The organism is Tatumella sp. JGM91, assembly GCF_018257575.1.
In the GTDB taxonomy this organism is placed as follows: domain Bacteria; phylum Pseudomonadota; class Gammaproteobacteria; order Enterobacterales; family Enterobacteriaceae; genus Tatumella; species Tatumella punctata.
Genome location: NZ_JAERJP010000005.1, coordinates 1 through 19,613, shown reverse-complemented (window position 1 = coordinate 19,613; position 19,613 = coordinate 1). Strand labels below are relative to the sequence as shown.

Sequence of the window (19,613 nt, the reverse complement as noted above, 5' to 3'; positions counted from 1 at the left end):
GTCCTCACTGGTGGTTACTTTTTGGGTTTATGGGAGACTGACTGCCACTGCTCCCGCTCTTTCGCCAGACGCTCGACCATGCCGGGGTTAACTATCTCCCCGTCATCATCCAGAATCACCGGTATCTGGCTGCAGTAGCAGTTATAGCGATTGCCGTTCTGCGAATACCACTCTTCGATTTCTTCCGGCGTATACGTGTGACCGTGGCGGGCAACATGCCATGCGCGGGACGTTGGCTTGAGTGCTGACAGGTGCAGCATTTTGGTATTCAGGCCGAGAGTATCGCGGGACCAGACTGTTTCTGTCCGCTGGGCGTTACGAAGTGCCCCGACCTGCTCCGTCTGAGCGATGTTCTTTGCACTGCTCATTGAAACGTCGAGCCGCTTGCTGACTATTTGAGCCGTTTCACGCGGATTGATGCCACGCGCCACAGCATCAGTTATGACACCGGACAAATCAGCGCGGGCTTTATCGCTGATGCCTTTCCAGTCGCTGTACGTAGATACCTGCGCACTGGCTATCTGGTTCAGCACACCAGGCGATGATAACCGGTCGGCCAGTGTTACCTGCTGCTCGTAAACGGCTGACTGTACCGACAGATTGCTGACGGCCATTTGCGTGCCGCGCTCATATTCATCCTGCACATAACCCATCGCCCATACGTTTTGCTCACCACCCTGTAGCAACCATTTATCCAGAATCGCCTGAGCGCTCTGTAACAGGCTTGCCAGCTTTGCGGCGGTCATGTCGTAGAGGTACTTTCCGATATTCACCTGAAACAGCGTGGCGGGTCCGTTTTCGTTGTTGCAGGCCAGATAACCCTGCAGGGAGTTGGTCTGTACTTCTGAGCCGGTAAGCTGCAGGTCAAACAGCGATTTGAGGTCAGTCTTAATGCCGAGGTAGCGCGTTTCGATGTCGTTAAACATCCGGCTGACCTGGCGTGATGATTGTGTCGGGTCAGCTTTATTACGTGGTATTACCGGCGTCCTGAGTATTGCTCTGGTCATCATTCAGCGGGTCCTTACTGGTTTGTTTAACGTTCAGGTCCGGCGGCGTCACTTCCGGTACCGGCTCAAGTCCTCCGGCAGCACGGATTTCATTCTCAGTGATAGATGACCGCCCCAGCGCCGCCTGTGATTTCTGAGCAACATCCGCAATGGTGGACATATTCGCCAGCTTTTCGGTATCGCCCGGCGCCAGTAAATCAGACCAGGTTATCGTCAATTCTCCGTTAGCCGGCGCATCGATAGCCCCTATAGTCCACAGTCGGGTGATTACCGCTGTTACAACATCAGACTGGAAGCCATTACGCCGTGAATTACAGCGTACAGCCCATGCTGATTTATCCTCAGTGGATGCCAGATTGCCGGTTTGCTTTCCGAACAGGATATTGAACGGACACTGAATCGTTGATGCGTAGCTGTTTGCTGACACCGTCCATGATGGCGTGGGGTCGGCTGCGGCCACTGACAGTACTGATGTGGTACCGGACTGAGTAACCAGTGCCGAGTCAGTACCGCGATTCAGTTTCATCATTTTGTCGTTCATGGCTTCGCCGAGGTCTTTATACCCGGCATCTTTTGCCATCTGACTAATGTTTGTCAGGTCTGTTTCCTTATCAAACGCTATACCCAACTGCCGGCTGGCGTTCTTCAGAAAACCTTCAGCACTACCGCCTTTGGTTTTCTCGATATCCAGCAGGTCATTGTAACCGGCCTCGTTCAGCGGGATGCCGGACAGGATATTTTCGTCTTCTGCACCTTCGGCGAGAATAATCACCCGATCCGGATGCACCGTAACGCTGCGTGTCGGACCGTAAGAGCCGTTATCGTCAATAGGCTGCTCATTAAACTGATACTCAGTCGGCTGTCCGTAGGTATCAGATAGCGTGTCAATGTCATAACTGACCGGTTTAATCTGCGACTCCCATGCGGGAATCATCCGGACAATCGCTTTATCACCCAGGCGACGGACAGCGTTCACGTCAACCGGCTTATACCACTCATTGCCGTCTTTAATCTGCAGAAGTAATGCAGAGTACCGACCAACGAGGTTACGCCGGTCAGCATCTTTGATTTTCGCCCAGAAGCGCTTCATTACCCGGGTAATCATGACTTCCCACGGCGTGTTTTGCGTCGCTTCGTCTGATTCCGGACCCTCGATAATGGTTGGCAAATCTATCCAGCAGGAATCCAGCGTTTTATGAATGCCGGAATATGCCGCAGAGTTACGCCGGTATGCACGATACAACAGGTCAAACGGGACGCTATCGGGATAACCGAATTCATCCCATAACTTTGTGCGTTTCGTATTCCCGTGGAACTGGCTGGCGTACAGCATTCGTTGCCGCCCGATTGACTCAGCAAGGGCGTTGACGAGGAATGCCACCTCACCTTTGTTTGGTTCGTTCACTGAGTTTATCCTTAGAAGAATATTGCGCCGATTTGTTTTCGGTTACGTTTGGTCACTGCGAAATAGCGAAAGGCATCAGAGCCGTGTGAAGTCCAGTCATGATACGGTTTATCTTTCCAGCACCCGCGCTTGTCGTCCCACTCTTTGCGGTAAGATTCCAGAGCGAGAATCCCATCCGCACACTTCACATCGTCGAAGACGCAATGCTTCAGGATTTCACGGGCCGACTCTATGCCTGTTGCTACGGACTCCTTCGGCACCACCTGGAACCGTATCGAGTATTTCTGCCCGTCGATCACATACCCTTCCCGCGCAATCTCTTTACGGGATTTGGCATCACTGCCAAATTCACGGTTATCGATATCGTGCGGACCCCAGTGTTCACCGTATTCATAACCGCGGTCTTTCAGCACCTTCATGTAATGCCGCAGACCTTCACCACTGTTTTCGTAGTAGTCGATGATGTGATATTCCTCACCGACTATCCGGACGAACCAGATAGACGTTGAATCACCGACACCAATATCCCAGAACGTGTGTACCGGCAGATGTGAGTTGTCAGGCAGCGAACAAATACGCCCCTGCTCGTACAGCCACCGGAATTGCTTAGCGTAATACGCGCCTTCGACCGACTGCTGGAATGCTTCGGCGGGGATGGTCGGGTATTCCCGTTTCATATCATCGCCGAGAGTTTTCTCTTTGGCGTAATACCAGGCTTTCTGCCGTCCGTTCAGCTCAATGCCGTGCTTTACCTCCATCTCAGCGAAATAATCGCTCAGGCGTTGCGGGATTGGCTCTACCGGGTCGATTGCATACAGGGGATTCTTCCACCATGAGAAGAAAAAGAATTTCCAGTCAAGGTTCGATAGCGGCTTACCCTGCATCAGGGATTTTTCAGCAGTCTGGCAGTAGTCGAAGAAGTAACCCGCGCGCCCTTCCGCTGTACTTTCGATTGTCGTGAAGCAATCAGTCGATACCGCCTCAAAGGCACCGGTAACAATCTCACGGGCTTTGTCCGGGAACTTGGCGCATATTTTGCCGAATTCAGAAACGTGCAGATAACGCAGCGTACCACCACGGAATGATGTGCTGATGTAGAGTGAACCACCTTTGCTGAATACCAACTCACCTGCAGCGTCATTGCTGGCCGGATTGCCTGAAGCTATAACTTTGGGGAGTTTGTCGTATGCGTACTTAACTTTCTCACGGAACAGACGCTTAGCATCGTTTAATGTGTGAGCTATCAACGCACATTTCGCATCTTCAAAAATAGCGGCATCAAGCTGCAGGATACATACCTCAGTCGTGAAACCTAACTGACGGGCTTTCAGAATAATGTTTCGGTGATGCATCCCGTCATAGTATTCGAGCTGCTCCCGTGTCATTCGGAACCTGACAGCATTACCCTTTTTGTCAGTTATCCAGTACAAAGAATTTATCCTTGCCAGGCGGTCAAGCCCCCTTATCGCCTCGTAGCTTCCTGACATGGCTCATTCCCTCATTGATGGATGCTATTAATTCTGCAAACTCATCAGGGACAGTGTGTTCAGTTTTGGTTTGCTCTTTGAATGCCTGCACATCGACATGCTTGCCGAGTAGCTCAAGGTTTTTAACCTTGTCTGGCCACTTAATCTTTTTGAGGATGTTCTCGATGGTCGTTTCATCGAAATTGGTAATACTGGTATTGATATCGAATCCACTGAGTGTAGTTCGCCATACCTTCGGCCATTCACTGATAGCCTTGATACCGCCATCATCATTCAAAATATCCAGCACATCCATCTGGTCTATCTCAACCAGGCGACGCAGCACATAAGCAGCATCGATATTCACCTGCTCGTTGCGCTCCGCCTTGAGTTCGGCGATTCTATTTTGGATGTCTGGTTTTGTGAGGTTCTCACTACCAATCTTACGGGCGGTATTATCGCTGTACCCCGCCCGAATGGCCGCTTGTGTGGCGTTCAAATCGATGAGGTACTCGCGACAGAACATTTCTTGTTTGTCGGTGAGTGCCATACTTAACCTACTAAGGGATTAATATGAATAGAGAAATATTTCAACAGCTTTTTGGCAGTGCTTCAGTAGCAAATGCGATTATTTCTTCATCTGCAAGCACTGATGACATCGGAGTCGTATTACGCATGCACTTAGTCACAGAGTCTTTTCTTGAGGCTTTTATATGCTCAGCCATTGGTAAATCAGAATTATTCTCAGTCGAGCCCGATGATAAAATAACACTTAAGCTAAATTACCACTCCAAACTTGGATTAGCCCAAAAGCTAGGGTTGCCCATTCCCGCATATCGCGCACTAGAAAAGCTTAATGGAATGAGGAACAAACTAGCTCACCGAATTGAGCAAGACTTTATTACTGACCCAATCCTTGATTCTCTTAAAACTCAGGTAAGCAAAATAGATACCTTTGCTACCAATGCCATTGAAGAGGAGAAGGCTGAGTACTTTTACCCAGACGAAGGCAGTAAAAGATCATACAGTCTGACCAGCGAAGAAACTCCAAAGCGGATAAAATTGATGATACTAGTTTTAGCGTTAATCCGAAGAGCAACGCACGTTACTGTTGGGAATTATGAATGAGATGTTAGGATTCGCTATGAGTTGCCGGCCATAGTTTGGGTCACTATAGCCTGAGCGGGCAGCAGCCTGTGTCGCATTGTTGTCTTTCAGCTACTCCGCAACAAACATCTGCTGCTTACTGGTCAGTTCATCACTTTCAGTCAGGGCTTCTGCGCACTCCAGCTTTAGCACTCTGCGCAGGTTTCTTTATGTATCGGCGAGCAGTTGCATAGTTCAGCCCCTGCGACTCACACCACTCTTTCGGTGATACGCCGGATTCGGCATGTTCGGACAGGAACCGATCTTGAAGCTCGCTCCAATCCGGCTTTGCCATTTCTGCTCCTCAATACTTGGCCTGGCAGCTAAGCGAATATTTAAATGTTGTTAAATTACAATTAATTGAGATTATTTAACCTCAAAAAATTGATATTTATCAATATTATGCTACCACCTGGTTTTATTGTGTTGATATTGGTTAAATATTCTAATATAAACATGCAACGAAAAATTTGTTTTAAGAACAAAATGAATAACTTAATGCTATTGCTGTCTGCTGCCATTCTGATCATCATCGCAATCTACTTCGGGTTTTCTGCCTTCCGGGATAAAAAGAGATATCGCAACGCCTTCAGGAGATAATTCTGAGCATTAGAGGGAGAAGACCTTCAAACTGGTTGCATGGTAATACAGGGGCTATACTCCCTCTAAACTGAGGAGGCTGATTTGATTAGATTTACTATTTTACTTTTAGTATCCGTATCTCTTACCGCATGTGCTCATGAGAAAAATCACGAGGAAACAACTCCAGAGTGTATGACTTACCAGCAGATGATGACCGCCCCCATGTCACCTGATGCAATGAAGAGCCTTCAAGACAAGTGTGTTGCGTCTCAGAAACGCACATAGCTCCCACACATGATATCGCCTTGAGAAAGGCGATTACCCATCTGCTTTACCACATAAATTCTCTTTAGTTTTTCTTATGAATGGTTGATATTAATCGTCGTCAAAAATTTGGACGGCTTCCGCCGATTTATTGCGATTTAGTTAAAAATAATCAAATAAGGTTAAGTAATGACAAAAAAGACAAAAAAGACAAAAAAGACAAACAACACAAACAACACAAACAACACAAACAAGACAAAAAAGACAACAATGACAAACAAGAATATCCTCCTAACATTAGTGACAATTGTTGTATTTTTCTTCGGACTTTGGGGGTTAAAGGTAAATACTTCGGTTACCAAAATCTTTGCCATCACATTAGCTATGTATGGAATACTTCAAGCAGCAATCGAGGCGGCGGATTTTGAAGAGCTCAAGCATAAAGATTACTTCGTCTTTTTCGCTAAATTTATTGGGGCCGTAGTAACTTGTTCAGCTGTTATTCTACCTCACCATAATTAAGCAATCATTACGGGGAATACTCTAAAGCTCGTCTTGTGATGCAGAGAGCCGTTGTGAAAGTGGCTCTCGGTTTAACCCGCAACTTTTCGCGGGTCACACAACTGCCTTATCCATCAAAGCAACCATGTCAGGGTCTATCTGGTCGATGAGGTTTTGACGGGCCTCATTCAGCAACGCCTTTCTTCCGCCTGATCCCCATTTCCCCATTTTTCTTGCACACTGGCTAATCTCTTTGGTTTCACCAGATATCAGATAATCCAGACGGTTAAGCTGGTTAAGTATGTCCAGTGCATTGGTTCTGCTTTCAATGAACGTGTTGTAGACGTCAATCTCAAACTCAGGCTTGATCCATGCTGCATACCGCACGGCAATCATCTCTACGCCCCAAATCCCTTTGTTAACGCCACCTTCAACTATCAAAACCACTTGACTTTTATCATGGGGACGTTTTTGTCCCCGCCTTTCAAGTGCGCGAATGAAACGCTGGACGGATGCACTTCGAATGAACTTACCGGGCTTCTGAGATTCAGTTGCCTCACCATTTTTAACGGCGGCGGCGTGCAAATCATTCAGGCAATATCGCCCGTCTTCATCTACACGTACTGAAATGCCATTCACTTTTACTGTTGGGTATTGCATAGCGTACATCCTTACTTTGAGATGAACCTTCGCCGCAATGGAAATCAGCCCACCGAAGGCTCGCCAGCACAAACTGACTTCCTCGAAGGTTCATTTCAAAGGGTTTGGATTCGGTGTGATAAACAGCGCATTGCGTTGCGCCAATAAAAAAGCCCACCGGTTAAAGTGGGCTTGGGGAGTGAAATTACTTGTCGGGTAATCACAATCGAGGCCACCGCAATGGCCTCTGTTCTGATTACTTCTTCACGCTGACAGCTTTAGCAAAGTCGATAGCCAGTTCTTTGTATTCAGCGCCGAATCGCTCAGTCAGTTCTTTGACGATGTCGTAGAACTGGCCGAGGTCACGCTCTACATTCTCCACAATTCCAGTATCAGTTGACGCTGGTTCAGTGGTGGCTGGCTGTACGGTATCTGCCACTGCTGGCTGTTCTGCTACGGTTGCGCTCGCTACTGGTTCGGTCATTTTCTCTTTCTCTCGGTTAAAAAGGCTGATTAGCCAGATGATGAATTTCATTTGATGATTTCCCTGATGTAAGCCTGCAGGCCGTTAATCTGTGCAGCGGCCTGATTCAGTTGGCTGCGGAGGGTGTAATAATCTTGTCGAGCGTCTGGACTGAGTTCGGCGCTGGTTGCATTAGAGCGGCTGGCGGTGCCGGTGGTTTTGGACACTCCGACCGGACATACTGCTTTGATGCGCAACCGGACAGCACCAGAGTCAACGCTGTTGCGCAGAGAACTGATTTCATCGTCTTTCGCCTTGATAGTTTTCTGGTACTGGTTGTCGATGTCAGAGACAGATTTCTGCTGCGCCTGCATCGTGATGATAGTTTTGAGCCGGGAATCTGCCAGAGATGATTGCTGCTGAGACATTGCTTTCCACTCATCCGCTGAATGCCGATAGTGATCCATCAGGATTACAACACTGAGCAGGATTCCGGCCAGTAAAGTGATCAGCACATAACGCCAGTTTGCGAGTAGCCAAATCATTGAGCACCCCACAGGCAGATTTCTTTCTCGATTTCCCGGCGGTTCATTAAGCCAGTGGATTTAGTCCGGCCGATGTACACCCACCGGGTGAGCGAGTTACAGGCCTCGGTATAATGACCGGCGTTGAGCTCACGCAGTAACGATGACCGGGAGAAATTACCGGCCCCCACGTTAAACACGAAACTGGTCAGAGCGGCTTCCTGCATTTCATTCATCGGGACTTTTACCTGGCGGGTGACCGACCGGTTAGCGATAGCAATGTCCGCAGACAGGAAAGCATTGCACTGAGCGTCCGTGTAGGTGCGTCCGGGAATGACATCAGGTCCGGTGTGTCCTTTGCAGACAGTCCAGACCCCGCCACCATCCCGGTACGGGATATGCTCTATCCCCTCCTGGCTGCTAACCAGAACCGATGCAATGGCAATAACACCTCCACCGGCGGCCGTAATCAGCTTCTTTCGGAGTGAAGGTGATATGGCCATGGTCAGTCACCTTCTGGCGGTGCGCTGGGGATTCCCCGGGCAATCGAGTCTTTATAGGCTTTCAGCGTCTGGCTTTTGTACCAGGCATTCACCAGTAGTGTTGCGACACCTACGATGATCCCGCTGATAACGGCTATCTTGTTCCAGTCGAGGTCATTGATCCATTGGGCCACGCTACCTCCGCAGACAAGTGTGCCGGACACGCAATAGCTTGCTGCCGATGCAATTTTGTCGGGCATGATATTTATCTTCATGGGTTCCACCTTTGCTTGAGAAAAGCTCGGTGCTGTGTGTAGGGGGATTCAGCCGTAAGGTCAGGCAAACGGCAAAATATTGCAGAAAAGAAAAAGGCACTTGCAGTCTCTAAAGCGTCCGAAAACACCCTGCAAATGCCTTTATGTTTTGCGCATAAAAAGTTACCAATTGGTAGCACTTAACGATTCATAAAAATTCCTCATTAGCCATAAATCATTCGGTCTGTATAATTGAATTGCCAAACAAAACAACTAAGGAATTTATCCATGAGAAATGGCCAAGATGAGAAATTTAGGGTTTTCACATCTAGCAGTGAAATCAGTATGGCGAAGTTACGGCAAGCATGCCTTACTGTGAGCAATGAGATGAATGAGAAGTTAATGAGCGCACCTAACGCGCGTCAATTATTTAACCCTATAAAGGTTTTACCGATCTCCTGGGTAGAGGATCAGCCATCTCCTGAATCCAACATTTGGGTTTCGGTCAACAGTACTATGGAGGCAGCTGAAATTGCGCGCTCAAAATTAGAACTTATGGGATACAAAACGGGCAATGTGCTTCACTAAAAATCCTTTGACCGAGAACAAAAAGCCTCGCGGTTAGGCGGGGCTTTTTGTCAGATAATCACGTTAATAACCAACGGATTTATAGTATTAGAGCGATGATATTCTAGTTTTCCGCATTTTGCAAGAAGCAAACGATACCGGAATTAAACTTTGCTCGTAACTTTCGACAAAATGTAATTCGCAGCTGATTCCTCTTTTTCAAGTTGGGCTATCAAAGACTCGTAAAAAGGTTTAACCGCTTTATCCCACACATCTGGTGATAGCGAATCAGTAAATTGCCTGATGGCACGAAAGCATATTGATGCCGGCAGACGTTCATATCCACGACCTGAACATTGCTTGCATGAGGACATTACAGGAACGCCCTGCCGTTCAGTTTCCTTTCTGTTTAACGCCACGCCGCGACCACGGCACTTAACACAGGATGTCGATATGACTCCTCGCCCGTTACATTTCTCGCACGTAACTTCTGCTTCCTCTTCAGCCAGTCGAGCCGGTATTTTTTTGCCACATCCAGGATGCTTTACAACGGTTCCTACTTTGCGGATTACCCCATTTCCATTACAACAGGAACACATCACTGCACTGGCTGCCGACCGGCAATAGTCCTGGTATGCGAAAGTTGCGAGAGTTTGCACCACTTTTCCCTTAAGCTTTGTTTCAAGCTTGCGTAAGGCTGCCACCTTGTCGCAGTGCTTTAATCCATGCTGTGTCAGTAACTGAATTGCCTTTCGCTTGTCGTTCTCACTCAGATCCATTTTGCCGCTGAAAGCTGTGAATCCGAGTTGAGAGCGACTCTGTGCCATCCCAAATGCGCCCATAACGTCAGTGCCGGTTAATGCCTCTGATGCGGTTGCCCGTGGGGAGTCGGTGAATTGCGGGGATTTCGGGCTGTGAAACTTAACTGTATTTTCGAGATTCATTCTTCCTCCGGGATGTGGCATCCCATGATTGCCAGTGAGCGGGTTTTACATCCGGAACTATCGGGGTGAAATGGCTGAGGAGTTTGGTTAGCCAGATCATGAATCCTCCCGCTGTTTAATCAGCTCTCTGGTTTTCTTCCTGTAACGCACCCTGAGCAATTCCAGTTCTTCCCTGGTGTATCGGTGTGGCTCGTTGTTGTTTTCGAGCGCCTCGACCCGCTCAGTGCCGATTTTGGCTATCAGATTGAGACGGTACGGACCGATATTTCCGGAGTGGTGGGTATTACAGGCTGAGCATTGGCTATTACAGTTGTCTTCGTTGAACCGAAGCTGACTTGCCTTGGCCGTAGTCCGGTAGTGCCCGGCGTGATAACTGACTGCCGACCGACTGCCGCAACTGATGCAAACCTCCCCGTCCCGCGCCCTTATGAAGTCGTTAAACGCCCGCTGGGTCATGTTCATCCAGTGGCTTAATGGCTTCAGGTCTGCTTTACGTTCCCGGTGCGCTTTCCGATCGGCAATAGCCTGCCGCTCAGCTTGTTTCGCTGATTGGTGCTTGCTGTATTGGATTGCGCAGGATGGTGAGCAGACTATCTGGGTGGTGGAGCGAGGAGAGTATTTCGATTTACAGTGGCGGCATGTTTTAGGTTTCGGCTTTTTCTGCCTGACCATCATCACCTCCATTTTCATCGCATTTGCAGACACTGCATTCTTGGTGGTAAGGGAATAAGTGATCCAGCTCCGAGAACCAGCTTTTGCACTCAGGGCAGTAAAGCGCTTCCCAGGGGACAGCGAACTCAGCTATCCAGCCTAGAACCCGCTTTGTCATTGGTATCGGTGGGATGCTCGACATGTCGTAGTTTCTGACCGATAACTCTTTCTGAGCCATGTCTAACCGATGGTTGGCTGACGAAAGGTGCTGACGGGCAATAAGCAATTCTCTTCTTAGCTGGTAATTGGCTTCGGTTAAATCATTAATTCTCTTCCCCGGATGAATTATTGTTTTCATCATCACCTCCCAGGTCGTAAAAGTTAGGGCTCTTTGCGCTGTAAAGCTCACCACAGGTATCACAGAGCTGGTTATCAGTGGCCGGGAAGCCACAGGCCGTGCAAGGCATCTCCGCCAGACTGTCGAGAAATGCCCCGATAAACTCAGCCGCTACTTGCGGGACGATGGCATTGCCGTAACCGCGCAGGCGTCCCACTCTGGCGGAAATCCCATTAGCCAGCGGGAATGTGCCGGGTTCAACTGGCCTAAAATATCCATCCCTGCCGCCGAGCCAATCAGGGTATGACCAGTTACCGCTATAATTCGGATAGGCTTGTCTATTAGTCGAGCAGCACCGCCAAGAGTTGTTCCTCGGCTCGTTCCTATAGTTTTGCCCTCCCCTCGAATCTGTGAATTGTCGATTGTTGTTGGTGTTGGCCACCCGGTTAAGGTCAGCTTTGCGACTTCTGAGCAACCCATTGAGGCCTTTTTCCCGTTGGGTAGTTTCCCTGTTGCAGTTACCCCCTTTCTCGGCCCCCTCCCGCCCGACGACTCTGCCGCAGTCGGGGTTGGCCATGCTGTTACAGAGACCGCTGTCTGAAGATTCATTCCTCCTTGGCGCCCTGACACCCCCAGCCCTGTGCCATTGTTCGCTGTTGGCGTTGGCCAGTTCCTTAATGGAGCCAAAGAAAATTCGATCCCTTTTGTGCGGGGCACCGATGCTACACGCTGGCAATACTGCCGCCCCGCAGGCGTAGCCTTGTCTTTCCAGCTCAGTGAATAAATCATCGAGCCAGTGTTTTCCAATCGCTGCCGCAACCTGCTCGCCAAAGAGGATTGGAGGCTGGCACTGCTCAACGAGCCGCATGAATGTCGGGGCAAGGTGTCTTTCATCGAGCTGCCCGAGATGTCTGCCGGCAACGCTGAAAGGCTGGCATGGTGGCGATCCTGTCCAGCACGGGTAGTCGTCGGGGATACCTGCAAGACGCAATGCATATGACCATCCACCAATTCCAGCGAAGAAGTGACATTGAGTGAATCCGGCAAGGTCTTCTGGTCTAACATTTGTGATACTCCTTTCATCAACCACGCCGTCAGCAATGTGGCCTTGTTTAATCAGTTCCCGAAGCCATGCGGCGGCCTTGGGGTCAAACTCGTTGTAATACGCTGTCATATGCGCCTCGTTCTCATGCAGTCATATTTCCTTTTGCGCAGCAGGTGTCCGGGGTCGTAGGTAGTGACCTCAGATGCTGACGGGATTGGTTTGGGTTTATTACGGGAGAGAGGCGTGGGACGGAATATCAGGTTATTAAGAGTTTTCAGTGTCGGGCTAGCCATGACACCCCCTGAGGTAACTATCCAGCAGTTTTACACGGCCAACAGATGGCATTGTGCTTTTCCGGTAAACATTGGCACACGCCCGTGCAGGATCGGTTTTGAACTGAATTTTGTCGTTATCAATCAACCACCGGAGGTCCTGGTTTACTTTGCTGGCATGAAACCCTGTTGCTGCGACTATTTCGCCGTTGGTTAACCAGCGGCCGTCCTCGAATAGGTCGAGTATCTTTTGTCGGTATGGTGTCATAAGACTTCCTCAGAAAAAGGCATACAGCCTGTTTAGGATGTTCGGGTCTTTGGTCCCCGAGAATATGTGTTTGATGGCGGCGTTAATCAGTGCGCTGTACACCCTCTCGAATTTCTCCTGGTCCATGCTGGCGAACGCCAGGCTTTTCGCTTCTGTCCGGACGTCACCGTTTAACCGGACTGTCTGGACATAGAAACCAGCCAGTATCGTCAGATCTTTCCGGAACCGGTCAAACTGACTGTGTTCGTCCATATGCTCCAGACCGGCACGATTGGCGCACCAGTGATCGAAGCAAAAGCCAAAGAAGGCCATTACCTTGCGGTGAAAAGCTGGATTACGGGTCAGTTTGATTTCGGCTGTGTAGGTTTCGCCGGTTTTGAAGCGCTGGAGTCGTTCGAGGTCGGTATCATTTGCTGGAGAAAATACGCCGCCTGGGTGTTTCACCAGATCGAATTGCAATGGTTAATCTCCTTTGATTTAAAGAGGCAGACTTGGTAGCTTTTTGAGTTAACCCTTAGCAAACAGGAATCTTCTATGAACAAAAAATACAAAATCATTCAGGGTAGTAATTGCTACGGCTACATTGAAAACGATATTTATTTCTCACATAGAGGCCAAACGTATGAGATAAAAGACAATAAATTTGAGTCTGACACTGCTGTCTTTCATATCAACTATCAAACTATGATTATGACTAGGGAAAGTGATGGTACTGAGTACACATTGAAAGAAGACAAATCATAATTTGATTAGTCTGTTAAATTTCGAATTAAATGCCGTTTCAGCTTCATGTTGGGATGGCTAAATATCCAAGTAGTAGGTTAGCTCAGAGCTTCACCACCCAGGGCACCTATCAGACTGCCAATGAGAACCGACATTTCACCGGCCATCAGGCAGAAATCAGCGTCAAATCTTGCCGCTACGTCTTCCCGGTCGATATCGTTGTTCTGCTCAACGAGGCTATCTGCTGGCTTGATGCGTTTCAGTTGCAGGCTGTCAGTGAGCGTAAACTGAATACGCTCCTGCCAGTCAATGCCTACGCTGGTAACGCGCTTACCGGCTTCGATATGGGTTGATACCTCATCGCTGACCAGAGCTTGTTTTTTACAGCGGACGATTCCGCCTTCTTCCAGTACCGCTTTCAGTTCGGCTTCGTCCAGTAGCGACATTCCTGCCGGTGTATTGCCGTCCCGCACCCACTCAGTCATCGTCAGTTCGACAGGGGTTTCCGTGGTCAGCGGCACGACCGGCAGTGAGCCGATTGATTTCCGCAGCAGCGCCAGGCAATCTTCGGCCCGTTTCGCACTGGAGGCGTCAACCACGATTAATTGAGCCTGGGTATCAATCCAGATACGCTCCTGCGTGTAGCGGCTGAATGCCCGCGGTAATAGCGAGTGAAGCACTTCGTCTTTCAGGCTGTCTTTCTCGGTCTTTTTCAGTTTGCGCTGCTGCTCGGTTTCCAGCTTGACGATCTTCGCTTCCAGGGCCTGCTTGATAACCGGCGCCGGGAGGATTTTCTCTTCGCGCTGAACGGTCAGCAGAACGTGGCCACCGGAGATATGGGCCAGCTGGTCGCTGAATGCTTCGCCCATTGGCGGTACCCAGCCAGACTTTGCCATGTCCTGAGAGCTACACGGCGTGAACTGGCAGTGCTCCAGTAAGTTTTCCAACTCGTCCAGGATAATGACGTCACGGGCCATACGGTAAATTGCCGCATTCTTGAAAAATTTCATCGGGTATTCCTTCGGGTTAGTTGTGGCGGGACTGTTTCATCATCTGCCGGATATTGGCGATGTGTGATTTTGCTGTTTGGGTAGTTGACGGTATGTGCAACTGCGGGATTTGCTTCCGGGGTTCGGGGATATCCTCTCCGGAAGTGATCCGGTCAGCCATGGATTTGAGCTGCTTACCGCACCGCTGACGCAGTTCTGATTCCGTCAGGTTGCCGGCCTGCATCTGGCTGTACAGGGTGGTGATCATCCAGTAATCCGCGTTGTTCTCCCAAGGGTAGTTCTCCGGGCACTCGTAAAATCCCCGCTGACCGCAATACTTCATCACCCGCCGGTACAGTTCGTCTGCGTCCGGCAACCCTGCTGCATGGCAGGCACCGGCCTTGCACTGTTCAATGAACTGGCCCGGTGACGGCATGAACGGAGTGTCTTTCGCCCTCGCCCACCGCATGCCGGCTGCCAACTGTTCGCGGGTGGTGATCCCGTTTTCGGCGAAAGCAGCAATCCACTGTTTTTTTGCGGCTGATTCGTCTGCTGGAGTGCGCAAATTTGTTGCGGATGCCGCCGGGAATACCTGCCGGAACTGTCGGAACAGTGCATCAACCAGGTGCTCTGCCTCGCTGTTGACCACGCTTTGTGATGGCTTATCAGGATAGTTACCGGCAATCTGCGATAACGCCTTGGCATCACGGTTGGCGACCGCCTGGAGTAATCGACTCATATAAATTCCTCCCATGATTCAGGGCTGTTCCAGTGGGGTACGTCCTGCTGGATGGCAGCCTGAGCGCTAACCTGTTGTTTGCTGCACTTAATCGCCAGTTGGTCCCACTTTTCCCTGAGCTTTCCAGGGCAAAGGACGTTGCCTTGCCAGAAGCTGTCCTGACAGGCCCACTTGAACAACTGGCAGATTTCTTTGTGGGTTCGGTTATCCCGTTCCCGCATGAGTCGGATGTCGTTAGCCCAGGCAACATAGTTCGGCTTCTTCGCAGAGGGTGATATTTCCTGCACCTTGCCAAAAAGCCATTCAGCAGCACGAAGGTCTTCGTCCGATCCCCACTTGTTTCCGCTTTGGATTGCAGCCCCGGGACGGAGAGCAGGAGGATTTTTATCGGGCCGGTCAGAGGATTCGTCAGAATTCTCGGACGTAAGGTTTTTATTATTGTTATTACATTGTTGTTCATGGTGCGCGGGGTAGTGCGCGGCACTATGCGCGGCATCACCCTCTGAGGCGTTGGTATCACTGAGTTTGTTATGCGCGGAGTAGTGCGCGATGTTATGCGCGGGTAAATCGGCCATTTTTTGGTTATATTCTGAGTAATTCAGGATGGTGATCACCGTCCCTTTTCGGTGCTCAGAATGGACAGTAATCATCCCTTCTTTTTCGAACACGGTGAGCATTCTTTTCACTGCATGACGACTTGTTGGATCCCCATCCCTGTTGCAGAGATTGGCCCCTAAATCGTCCAGTGTTGTGACCAGTTGTCCGGTATTAAGCTGCCAGTCATGACCTCTGAAACTTGCCTTCCGTGGCTCTTTCTGTGCAGCAAACAACAGGTCCTGCCACAGCGTTCTAAGATAAACGTCCTTCCTCCATGACTGCTTTAAAATACTCCGGTACATCGGCACAAAACCTGACTTCTGGTTTTCCATCCGATTGCTCCTGAGATTGCGAGCGGAGTTAAAATCATAAAGGGCTGCGGTTGCCATAGCGGCCCTCCTTACTGTTTACATATCCAGTTATGCCTGGCATAATTCCTCCTGTGAGTTGGTCCAAAAATTCGCTATCAGGCCTCAAAGAATTCGCCGTTCTTTGGGGTCTTTTCATTTGTGAGTAATACCCGAAGACGCTGAGCCAGATCGTTAATCTGTTCGTCATCCACGCCCCACTCCAGAACCGCCAGTAGCAGTGACATCTTCGGAATGAAGCTGGCTTTCCAGCGCGATACCTGTGATTTGTCAACGCCGATAGCCTTTGCTACGTTGCTCAGGCCAACTAAAGCAATTTTGTTCAATAACTTGCTTTCAATTGCGCGGGCCTTGTTGCGTGTAGTTGCTGTTTCCATTGCTTAATATCCTTGTGTGTGTAGTTGAGTGATCAGCAGGTGCTGTCACTTAGATTGGTTCCCCACATTTCGGCAGGGGCGCAGGTTATTAAAGAGCGGTTGGTGCTTATGCGGCCTTAGTTGGACGCGGGAACAGGTTTGGTAAATCAGGCCTAAATTCGTAGGCCGGTACTTTCCCTTCAGTTGCATCCACTAAGCTATGCACATGTTCTGGAGAGATTTTTTTCTTACCACTCAGCCAGTCGCTGATGGTTGATTGAGCTTTACCGCAACGTTTAGCTAAAGCCATTTGGCTGCCAGCAATCTCAATCGCTTTTTCAATAGCTAAATTCATAATAATCACCTTTTCGATTGATTGATTGCATTATAGCTATCGCCAAAGCGAAACACAATCGCCTATGCGATTTTTTGCCAATGTATCGCTTGAGCTATAAACTTGAGTTATTCAAATTCGAGGTGCTATATGACTTTTTCTGAGAGGCTTGCGTTGGCTATGTCAAACGCAGGAGTTACGCAAGGTGGATTGGCTAAGTCGGTAGGGATGGCTCAGTCCAGCGTAAATAAATTACTCAATGGAGCCAAAGGGTCTCGCAAGGCTGTTCAGATAGCAATGGCCCTCAATGTTAGTCCTGAATGGCTTTCTTCTGGCGATGGTGAGATGCATAGCTCCGATGGATCTATTTCCTCAGCATCAGCTCAAAGAGCGGACTTTTATCGAGTTGACGTTCTCGATATACAAGCCAGCGCCGGGCCAGGAACTTACCTGACTCATGACTTCGTAGAGAAGGTTCGGGCGATCGAATACACGTCGGAAGAGGCGAAAGCTCTTTTCAATGGCAGGAGCCTGGATAGCGTCAAGGTAATTAGCGCTAATGGTGACAGTATGTCTGGAACGATAGAGGCCGGTGATCTCCTGTTTGTGGACATCAGTATCAAGATGTTCGAAGGAGATGGGATATACACCTTCCTGTACGACGACACGGCCCACGTGAAGCGCCTGCAAAAGATGAAGGACAAGCTGCTGGTCATCTCAGACAACAAGAACTACACGCCATGGGACCCCATAGAGCGCGACGAAATGAATCGTGTGGTCATCTTCGGGAAGGTAATTGGAAGTATGCCGCAGGCTTACCGGAAGCATGGGTAATTGGCGTGGCCGTTGAGGCCAAGATGCGGTTTAAGTGATGGGGATGAGGTGCGGTTTTCTTAGCCTCTAAGCCTCCAGATTCCATACAAAATTACAGATAGATTGGTTATAGATACCACCAATGCAATGGTGGCAAAGATATCAGAATCGGTCATAGGATGGCTCCATGTTATATAGCGATACTGTTGCAACAATTGCAATGATTGTATCTATTACTGCGGTTCCTGCAAGTGGTTACCTCAGTTATATGTATGCTATCAAAGGAGAGAAAAGGAAGGAATTCAATGCAGTAGCTGATCTAATTAGACAGAAACTTAGAGAGCAGTTAGAACTTGTTGAACTGAATATTTTCCCATATAGCCAACAAGTTAATATCACAACAAGGGAGTTTAATGCACTGATTGACGTATCTCCGCGAGGAAATCAACAGAAGCTAAAGAAACTGATTAGTGAATATGAGTCTGTACGAACTCAAAGCATTGATTTCTCTGACCCTCTTGTAGATCCTGTATTCACTAATCCTGATGGGATGAAAGTGGCAATTCTCAAATTGACCCCCTATTGCAGTAGAAGGTAAAAAGACAGGCGCATTGATAAATAGATTCACTTCTCGCTTGCACCGCGCCGGTTTTTTTGTGCCTGTAAACCTCCGATCCCCCCTCCCCTCATAGCTGCATCTTCCGAAATCACAACCAGACCGAACCTCCGACACTATCCCGCCCTGCTCTGTGCGGGAATTTTTTCGTCTGTGGAAAAATAAATTACTTTAACAATCACCAGCTTATCACTTTAGCTATCAATATTATCGCCTTAACGATTGACCATCATTATCGCTTTAGCTATTATCAACCCATCAAAACGAAACATCGATGCGGTAAACGGATTACCTGCCGCGCCAGACATGAAGTCAGGCTGCTCATTAATAACTAGGTTGGTATGCCGAGAGGTGTACACCAAAACGCAGTTGGTTTTGGGATGTGACTGGGTGCGCGAGAAGAGAAGCAAGCTAAGCCACCTGAGTAGCGCTGCAAGTGCGCTTAATCAAGACGGATGCAAGCAAGACTCGCCAAGCCGCTTGAGCACGGGTAAGCAATATCCCAGCACATCACCAAAGCCAATTACGGAGGTAATCATGAACGCAAAACAACGCTGTAAGCTGCGCCGTATTGAGCGCCGCAAGTTAGAACGTGAACAATTAGCCGCTGAGAGCCGACTAGAGCAGCGTATCGAGGAGATACTTTCTGGCTGCCCCCAGCGGATAAGCCGGGCCGCATACGGAACGCTAAGCCTGAGAGACAGAGAGCCAAAGTCAGAGGCTATATGTATGCCAGATGTAGCCATTTATTCAGCCGGACACCGCACCAAGAGTGACCGGGTAACATGCACCGGCCGTCAGAAGTCGCGCGGTCGTTCGATTCCTTTAGTGTGAGGTGAAGTATGAATGCTTTAGATGTGCAGCGCGATGATCTTGGTTTTTGGACGCACCCTGATTTCTTTGAACCGGCTAACGGAAATGAATATGGCGCTCCGGGAGAGTTTGAGGCATGGCTAGCTAAAAATAAACTTGAGGTTTTCGTACTTGGGCTCGAATACGATCACAACGCATCAGAATTTGCAGAGAAATATGCTGATGGTGATCTAGATGCGAATATTTCAGGCTGGACTCCAACACGACCAGATGGCGAAGGGTGGTTCATTGGTTCGATTCATGACACTGAAGATGGCCCGTACTGCATATGGTTAAGAAGTAAGACAGGTCGCTAACGCGGCCTTTTTTATGGTTCATCGCGTTTTACCGGGGAACGCTGCTTTTATCTTCAGGAAGAAGTAGTCATTATCCCGGTATCCATATGCCA

26 protein-coding genes and 2 pseudogenes are annotated in these 19,613 nt (G+C 49.1%); 7 read left to right on the top strand and 21 right to left on the bottom strand.

The genetic code is table 11. The annotated features are described in order from the left end of the window. Window positions 1–14: 14 nt before the first annotated feature. From JK198_RS04750 to JK198_RS04735, 4 genes are read right to left on the bottom strand one after another with little or no spacing between them, the layout of a single operon-like run. Window positions 15–1,007 (bottom strand): phage minor head protein, encoded by a 993-nt coding sequence (locus tag JK198_RS04750; protein WP_249213263.1) that lies wholly within the window; start codon window positions 1,005–1,007, stop codon window positions 15–17. Continuing rightward, the gene (locus JK198_RS04745) at window positions 967–2,412 is read right to left on the bottom strand and encodes a phage portal protein (protein ID WP_349290179.1); all 1,446 of its coding nucleotides are present in this window, start codon (window positions 2,410–2,412) and stop codon (window positions 967–969) included. The genes JK198_RS04750 and JK198_RS04745 overlap by 41 nt, the downstream gene beginning before the upstream one ends. 11 nt (window positions 2,413–2,423) lie before the next feature. After that, a complete protein-coding gene (locus JK198_RS04740; RefSeq protein WP_212709996.1) occupies window positions 2,424–3,899 on the bottom strand; it encodes a terminase in 1,476 nt (491 codons plus the stop codon). Then, window positions 3,865–4,428 (bottom strand): terminase small subunit, encoded by a 564-nt coding sequence (locus JK198_RS04735; protein WP_212709997.1) that lies wholly within the window; start codon window positions 4,426–4,428, stop codon window positions 3,865–3,867. Before JK198_RS04735 ends, JK198_RS04740 begins: the two co-directional genes overlap by 35 nt. Before the next feature lie 23 nt (window positions 4,429–4,451). Here JK198_RS04735 and JK198_RS04730 point away from each other — a divergent pair, with 23 nt between their 5' ends. Further along, window positions 4,452–5,006, top strand: coding sequence for a hypothetical protein (locus JK198_RS04730; RefSeq protein WP_212709998.1), 555 nt, complete (start codon window positions 4,452–4,454; stop codon window positions 5,004–5,006). On the opposite strand, the pseudogene JK198_RS16770 reads toward JK198_RS04730, so the two are convergent. After that, window positions 5,004–5,319: pseudogene (locus JK198_RS16770) on the bottom strand (terminase small subunit); the annotation flags it as partial. The gene JK198_RS04730 and the pseudogene JK198_RS16770 sit on opposite strands and share 3 nt — an antisense overlap. Before the next feature lie 740 nt (window positions 5,320–6,059). On the opposite strand from JK198_RS16770, the gene JK198_RS04725 reads away from it, so the two are divergent. Further along, the gene (locus JK198_RS04725; RefSeq protein WP_212709999.1) at window positions 6,060–6,392 is read left to right on the top strand and encodes a hypothetical protein; all 333 of its coding nucleotides are present in this window, start codon (window positions 6,060–6,062) and stop codon (window positions 6,390–6,392) included. A 93-nt stretch (window positions 6,393–6,485) separates the two neighbouring features. Here JK198_RS04725 and JK198_RS04720 read toward each other — a convergent pair whose 3' ends face one another. From JK198_RS04720 to JK198_RS04700, 5 genes are all read right to left on the bottom strand, one after another. After that, window positions 6,486–7,031 carry a KilA-N domain-containing protein gene (locus JK198_RS04720; protein ID WP_212710000.1) on the bottom strand — a complete coding sequence of 182 codons (546 nt, stop codon included), beginning with the start codon at window positions 7,029–7,031 and terminating at the stop codon, window positions 6,486–6,488. Between the two features lie 235 nt (window positions 7,032–7,266). Continuing rightward, a complete protein-coding gene (locus JK198_RS04715; protein WP_212710001.1) occupies window positions 7,267–7,545 on the bottom strand; it encodes a hypothetical protein in 279 nt (92 codons plus the stop codon). Further along, on the bottom strand, window positions 7,542–8,018 hold the full coding sequence (locus tag JK198_RS16970) for a lysis protein (RefSeq protein WP_349290180.1): 477 nt from the start codon (window positions 8,016–8,018) through the stop codon (window positions 7,542–7,544). Before JK198_RS16970 ends, JK198_RS04715 begins: the two co-directional genes overlap by 4 nt. Next, window positions 8,015–8,494, bottom strand: coding sequence for a lysozyme (locus JK198_RS04705; RefSeq protein WP_212710031.1), 480 nt, complete (start codon window positions 8,492–8,494; stop codon window positions 8,015–8,017). The genes JK198_RS16970 and JK198_RS04705 overlap by 4 nt, the downstream gene beginning before the upstream one ends. 8 nt (window positions 8,495–8,502) lie before the next feature. Next, on the bottom strand, window positions 8,503–8,754 hold the full coding sequence (locus JK198_RS04700; RefSeq protein WP_087488942.1) for a phage holin: 252 nt from the start codon (window positions 8,752–8,754) through the stop codon (window positions 8,503–8,505). Window positions 8,755–9,021: 267 nt separating this feature from the next. Between JK198_RS04700 and JK198_RS04695 the strand changes: the two genes are divergently transcribed. After that, window positions 9,022–9,321 (top strand): hypothetical protein, encoded by a 300-nt coding sequence (locus JK198_RS04695; protein WP_212710002.1) that lies wholly within the window; start codon window positions 9,022–9,024, stop codon window positions 9,319–9,321. A 143-nt stretch (window positions 9,322–9,464) separates the two neighbouring features. Here the strand turns inward: JK198_RS04695 and JK198_RS04690 are convergent, their stop codons facing one another. The 6 genes from JK198_RS04690 to JK198_RS04665 form a co-directional block, all read right to left on the bottom strand. Further along, complete coding sequence (locus JK198_RS04690; RefSeq protein WP_212710003.1) at window positions 9,465–10,244, bottom strand: antitermination protein; 780 nt, start codon at window positions 10,242–10,244, stop codon at window positions 9,465–9,467. A 96-nt stretch (window positions 10,245–10,340) separates the two neighbouring features. Continuing rightward, on the bottom strand, window positions 10,341–10,934 hold the full coding sequence (locus JK198_RS04685; RefSeq protein WP_249213259.1) for a recombination protein NinG: 594 nt from the start codon (window positions 10,932–10,934) through the stop codon (window positions 10,341–10,343). After that, window positions 10,888–11,256, bottom strand: coding sequence for a hypothetical protein (locus tag JK198_RS04680; RefSeq protein WP_212710004.1), 369 nt, complete (start codon window positions 11,254–11,256; stop codon window positions 10,888–10,890). Before JK198_RS04680 ends, JK198_RS04685 begins: the two co-directional genes overlap by 47 nt. Then, the gene (locus JK198_RS04675) at window positions 11,219–12,406 is read right to left on the bottom strand and encodes a DNA cytosine methyltransferase (protein ID WP_212710005.1); all 1,188 of its coding nucleotides are present in this window, start codon (window positions 12,404–12,406) and stop codon (window positions 11,219–11,221) included. Before JK198_RS04675 ends, JK198_RS04680 begins: the two co-directional genes overlap by 38 nt. 156 nt (window positions 12,407–12,562) lie before the next feature. Then, a complete protein-coding gene (locus JK198_RS04670; RefSeq protein ID WP_212710006.1) occupies window positions 12,563–12,817 on the bottom strand; it encodes a hypothetical protein in 255 nt (84 codons plus the stop codon). Between the two features lie 9 nt (window positions 12,818–12,826). Beyond that, window positions 12,827–13,276, bottom strand: a complete 450-nt coding sequence (locus JK198_RS04665) for a DUF1367 family protein (RefSeq protein WP_212710007.1) — start codon at window positions 13,274–13,276, stop codon at window positions 12,827–12,829. Window positions 13,277–13,351: 75 nt separating this feature from the next. Here JK198_RS04665 and JK198_RS04660 point away from each other — a divergent pair, with 75 nt between their 5' ends. Continuing rightward, window positions 13,352–13,561 (top strand): hypothetical protein, encoded by a 210-nt coding sequence (locus tag JK198_RS04660; protein ID WP_212710008.1) that lies wholly within the window; start codon window positions 13,352–13,354, stop codon window positions 13,559–13,561. 77 nt (window positions 13,562–13,638) lie between these two features. Here the strand turns inward: JK198_RS04660 and rdgC are convergent, their stop codons facing one another. The 5 genes from rdgC to JK198_RS04635 form a co-directional block, all read right to left on the bottom strand. Next, window positions 13,639–14,550 carry a recombination-associated protein RdgC gene (rdgC, locus tag JK198_RS04655; protein ID WP_212710009.1) on the bottom strand — a complete coding sequence of 304 codons (912 nt, stop codon included), beginning with the start codon at window positions 14,548–14,550 and terminating at the stop codon, window positions 13,639–13,641. 16 nt (window positions 14,551–14,566) lie between these two features. Then, a complete protein-coding gene (locus JK198_RS04650) occupies window positions 14,567–15,268 on the bottom strand; it encodes a replication protein P (protein WP_212710010.1) in 702 nt (233 codons plus the stop codon). Next, window positions 15,265–16,254 (bottom strand): replication protein, encoded by a 990-nt coding sequence (locus JK198_RS04645; RefSeq protein ID WP_249213258.1) that lies wholly within the window; start codon window positions 16,252–16,254, stop codon window positions 15,265–15,267. Before JK198_RS04645 ends, JK198_RS04650 begins: the two co-directional genes overlap by 4 nt. A 77-nt stretch (window positions 16,255–16,331) precedes the next feature. Next, a complete protein-coding gene (locus JK198_RS04640; RefSeq protein ID WP_212710011.1) occupies window positions 16,332–16,610 on the bottom strand; it encodes a CII family transcriptional regulator in 279 nt (92 codons plus the stop codon). Between the two features lie 106 nt (window positions 16,611–16,716). Next, window positions 16,717–16,947, bottom strand: a complete 231-nt coding sequence (locus JK198_RS04635; protein WP_212710039.1) for a helix-turn-helix domain-containing protein — start codon at window positions 16,945–16,947, stop codon at window positions 16,717–16,719. Window positions 16,948–17,024: 77 nt separating this feature from the next. Between JK198_RS04635 and JK198_RS04630 the strand changes: the two are divergent. The 3 genes and pseudogenes from JK198_RS04630 to JK198_RS04620 all read left to right on the top strand — a co-directional run bounded on the left by JK198_RS04630 (window position 17,025) and on the right by JK198_RS04620 (window position 19,521). Next, window positions 17,025–17,757: pseudogene (locus JK198_RS04630) on the top strand (S24 family peptidase). Between the two features lie 166 nt (window positions 17,758–17,923). Continuing rightward, window positions 17,924–18,334: a hypothetical protein gene (locus JK198_RS04625; protein WP_212710013.1), complete on the top strand. Its 411-nt coding sequence runs from the start codon at window positions 17,924–17,926 to the stop codon at window positions 18,332–18,334. A gap of 860 nt (window positions 18,335–19,194) precedes the next feature. Continuing rightward, on the top strand, window positions 19,195–19,521 hold the full coding sequence (locus JK198_RS04620; RefSeq protein ID WP_029687118.1) for a hypothetical protein: 327 nt from the start codon (window positions 19,195–19,197) through the stop codon (window positions 19,519–19,521). Window positions 19,522–19,613 lie beyond the last annotated feature (92 nt).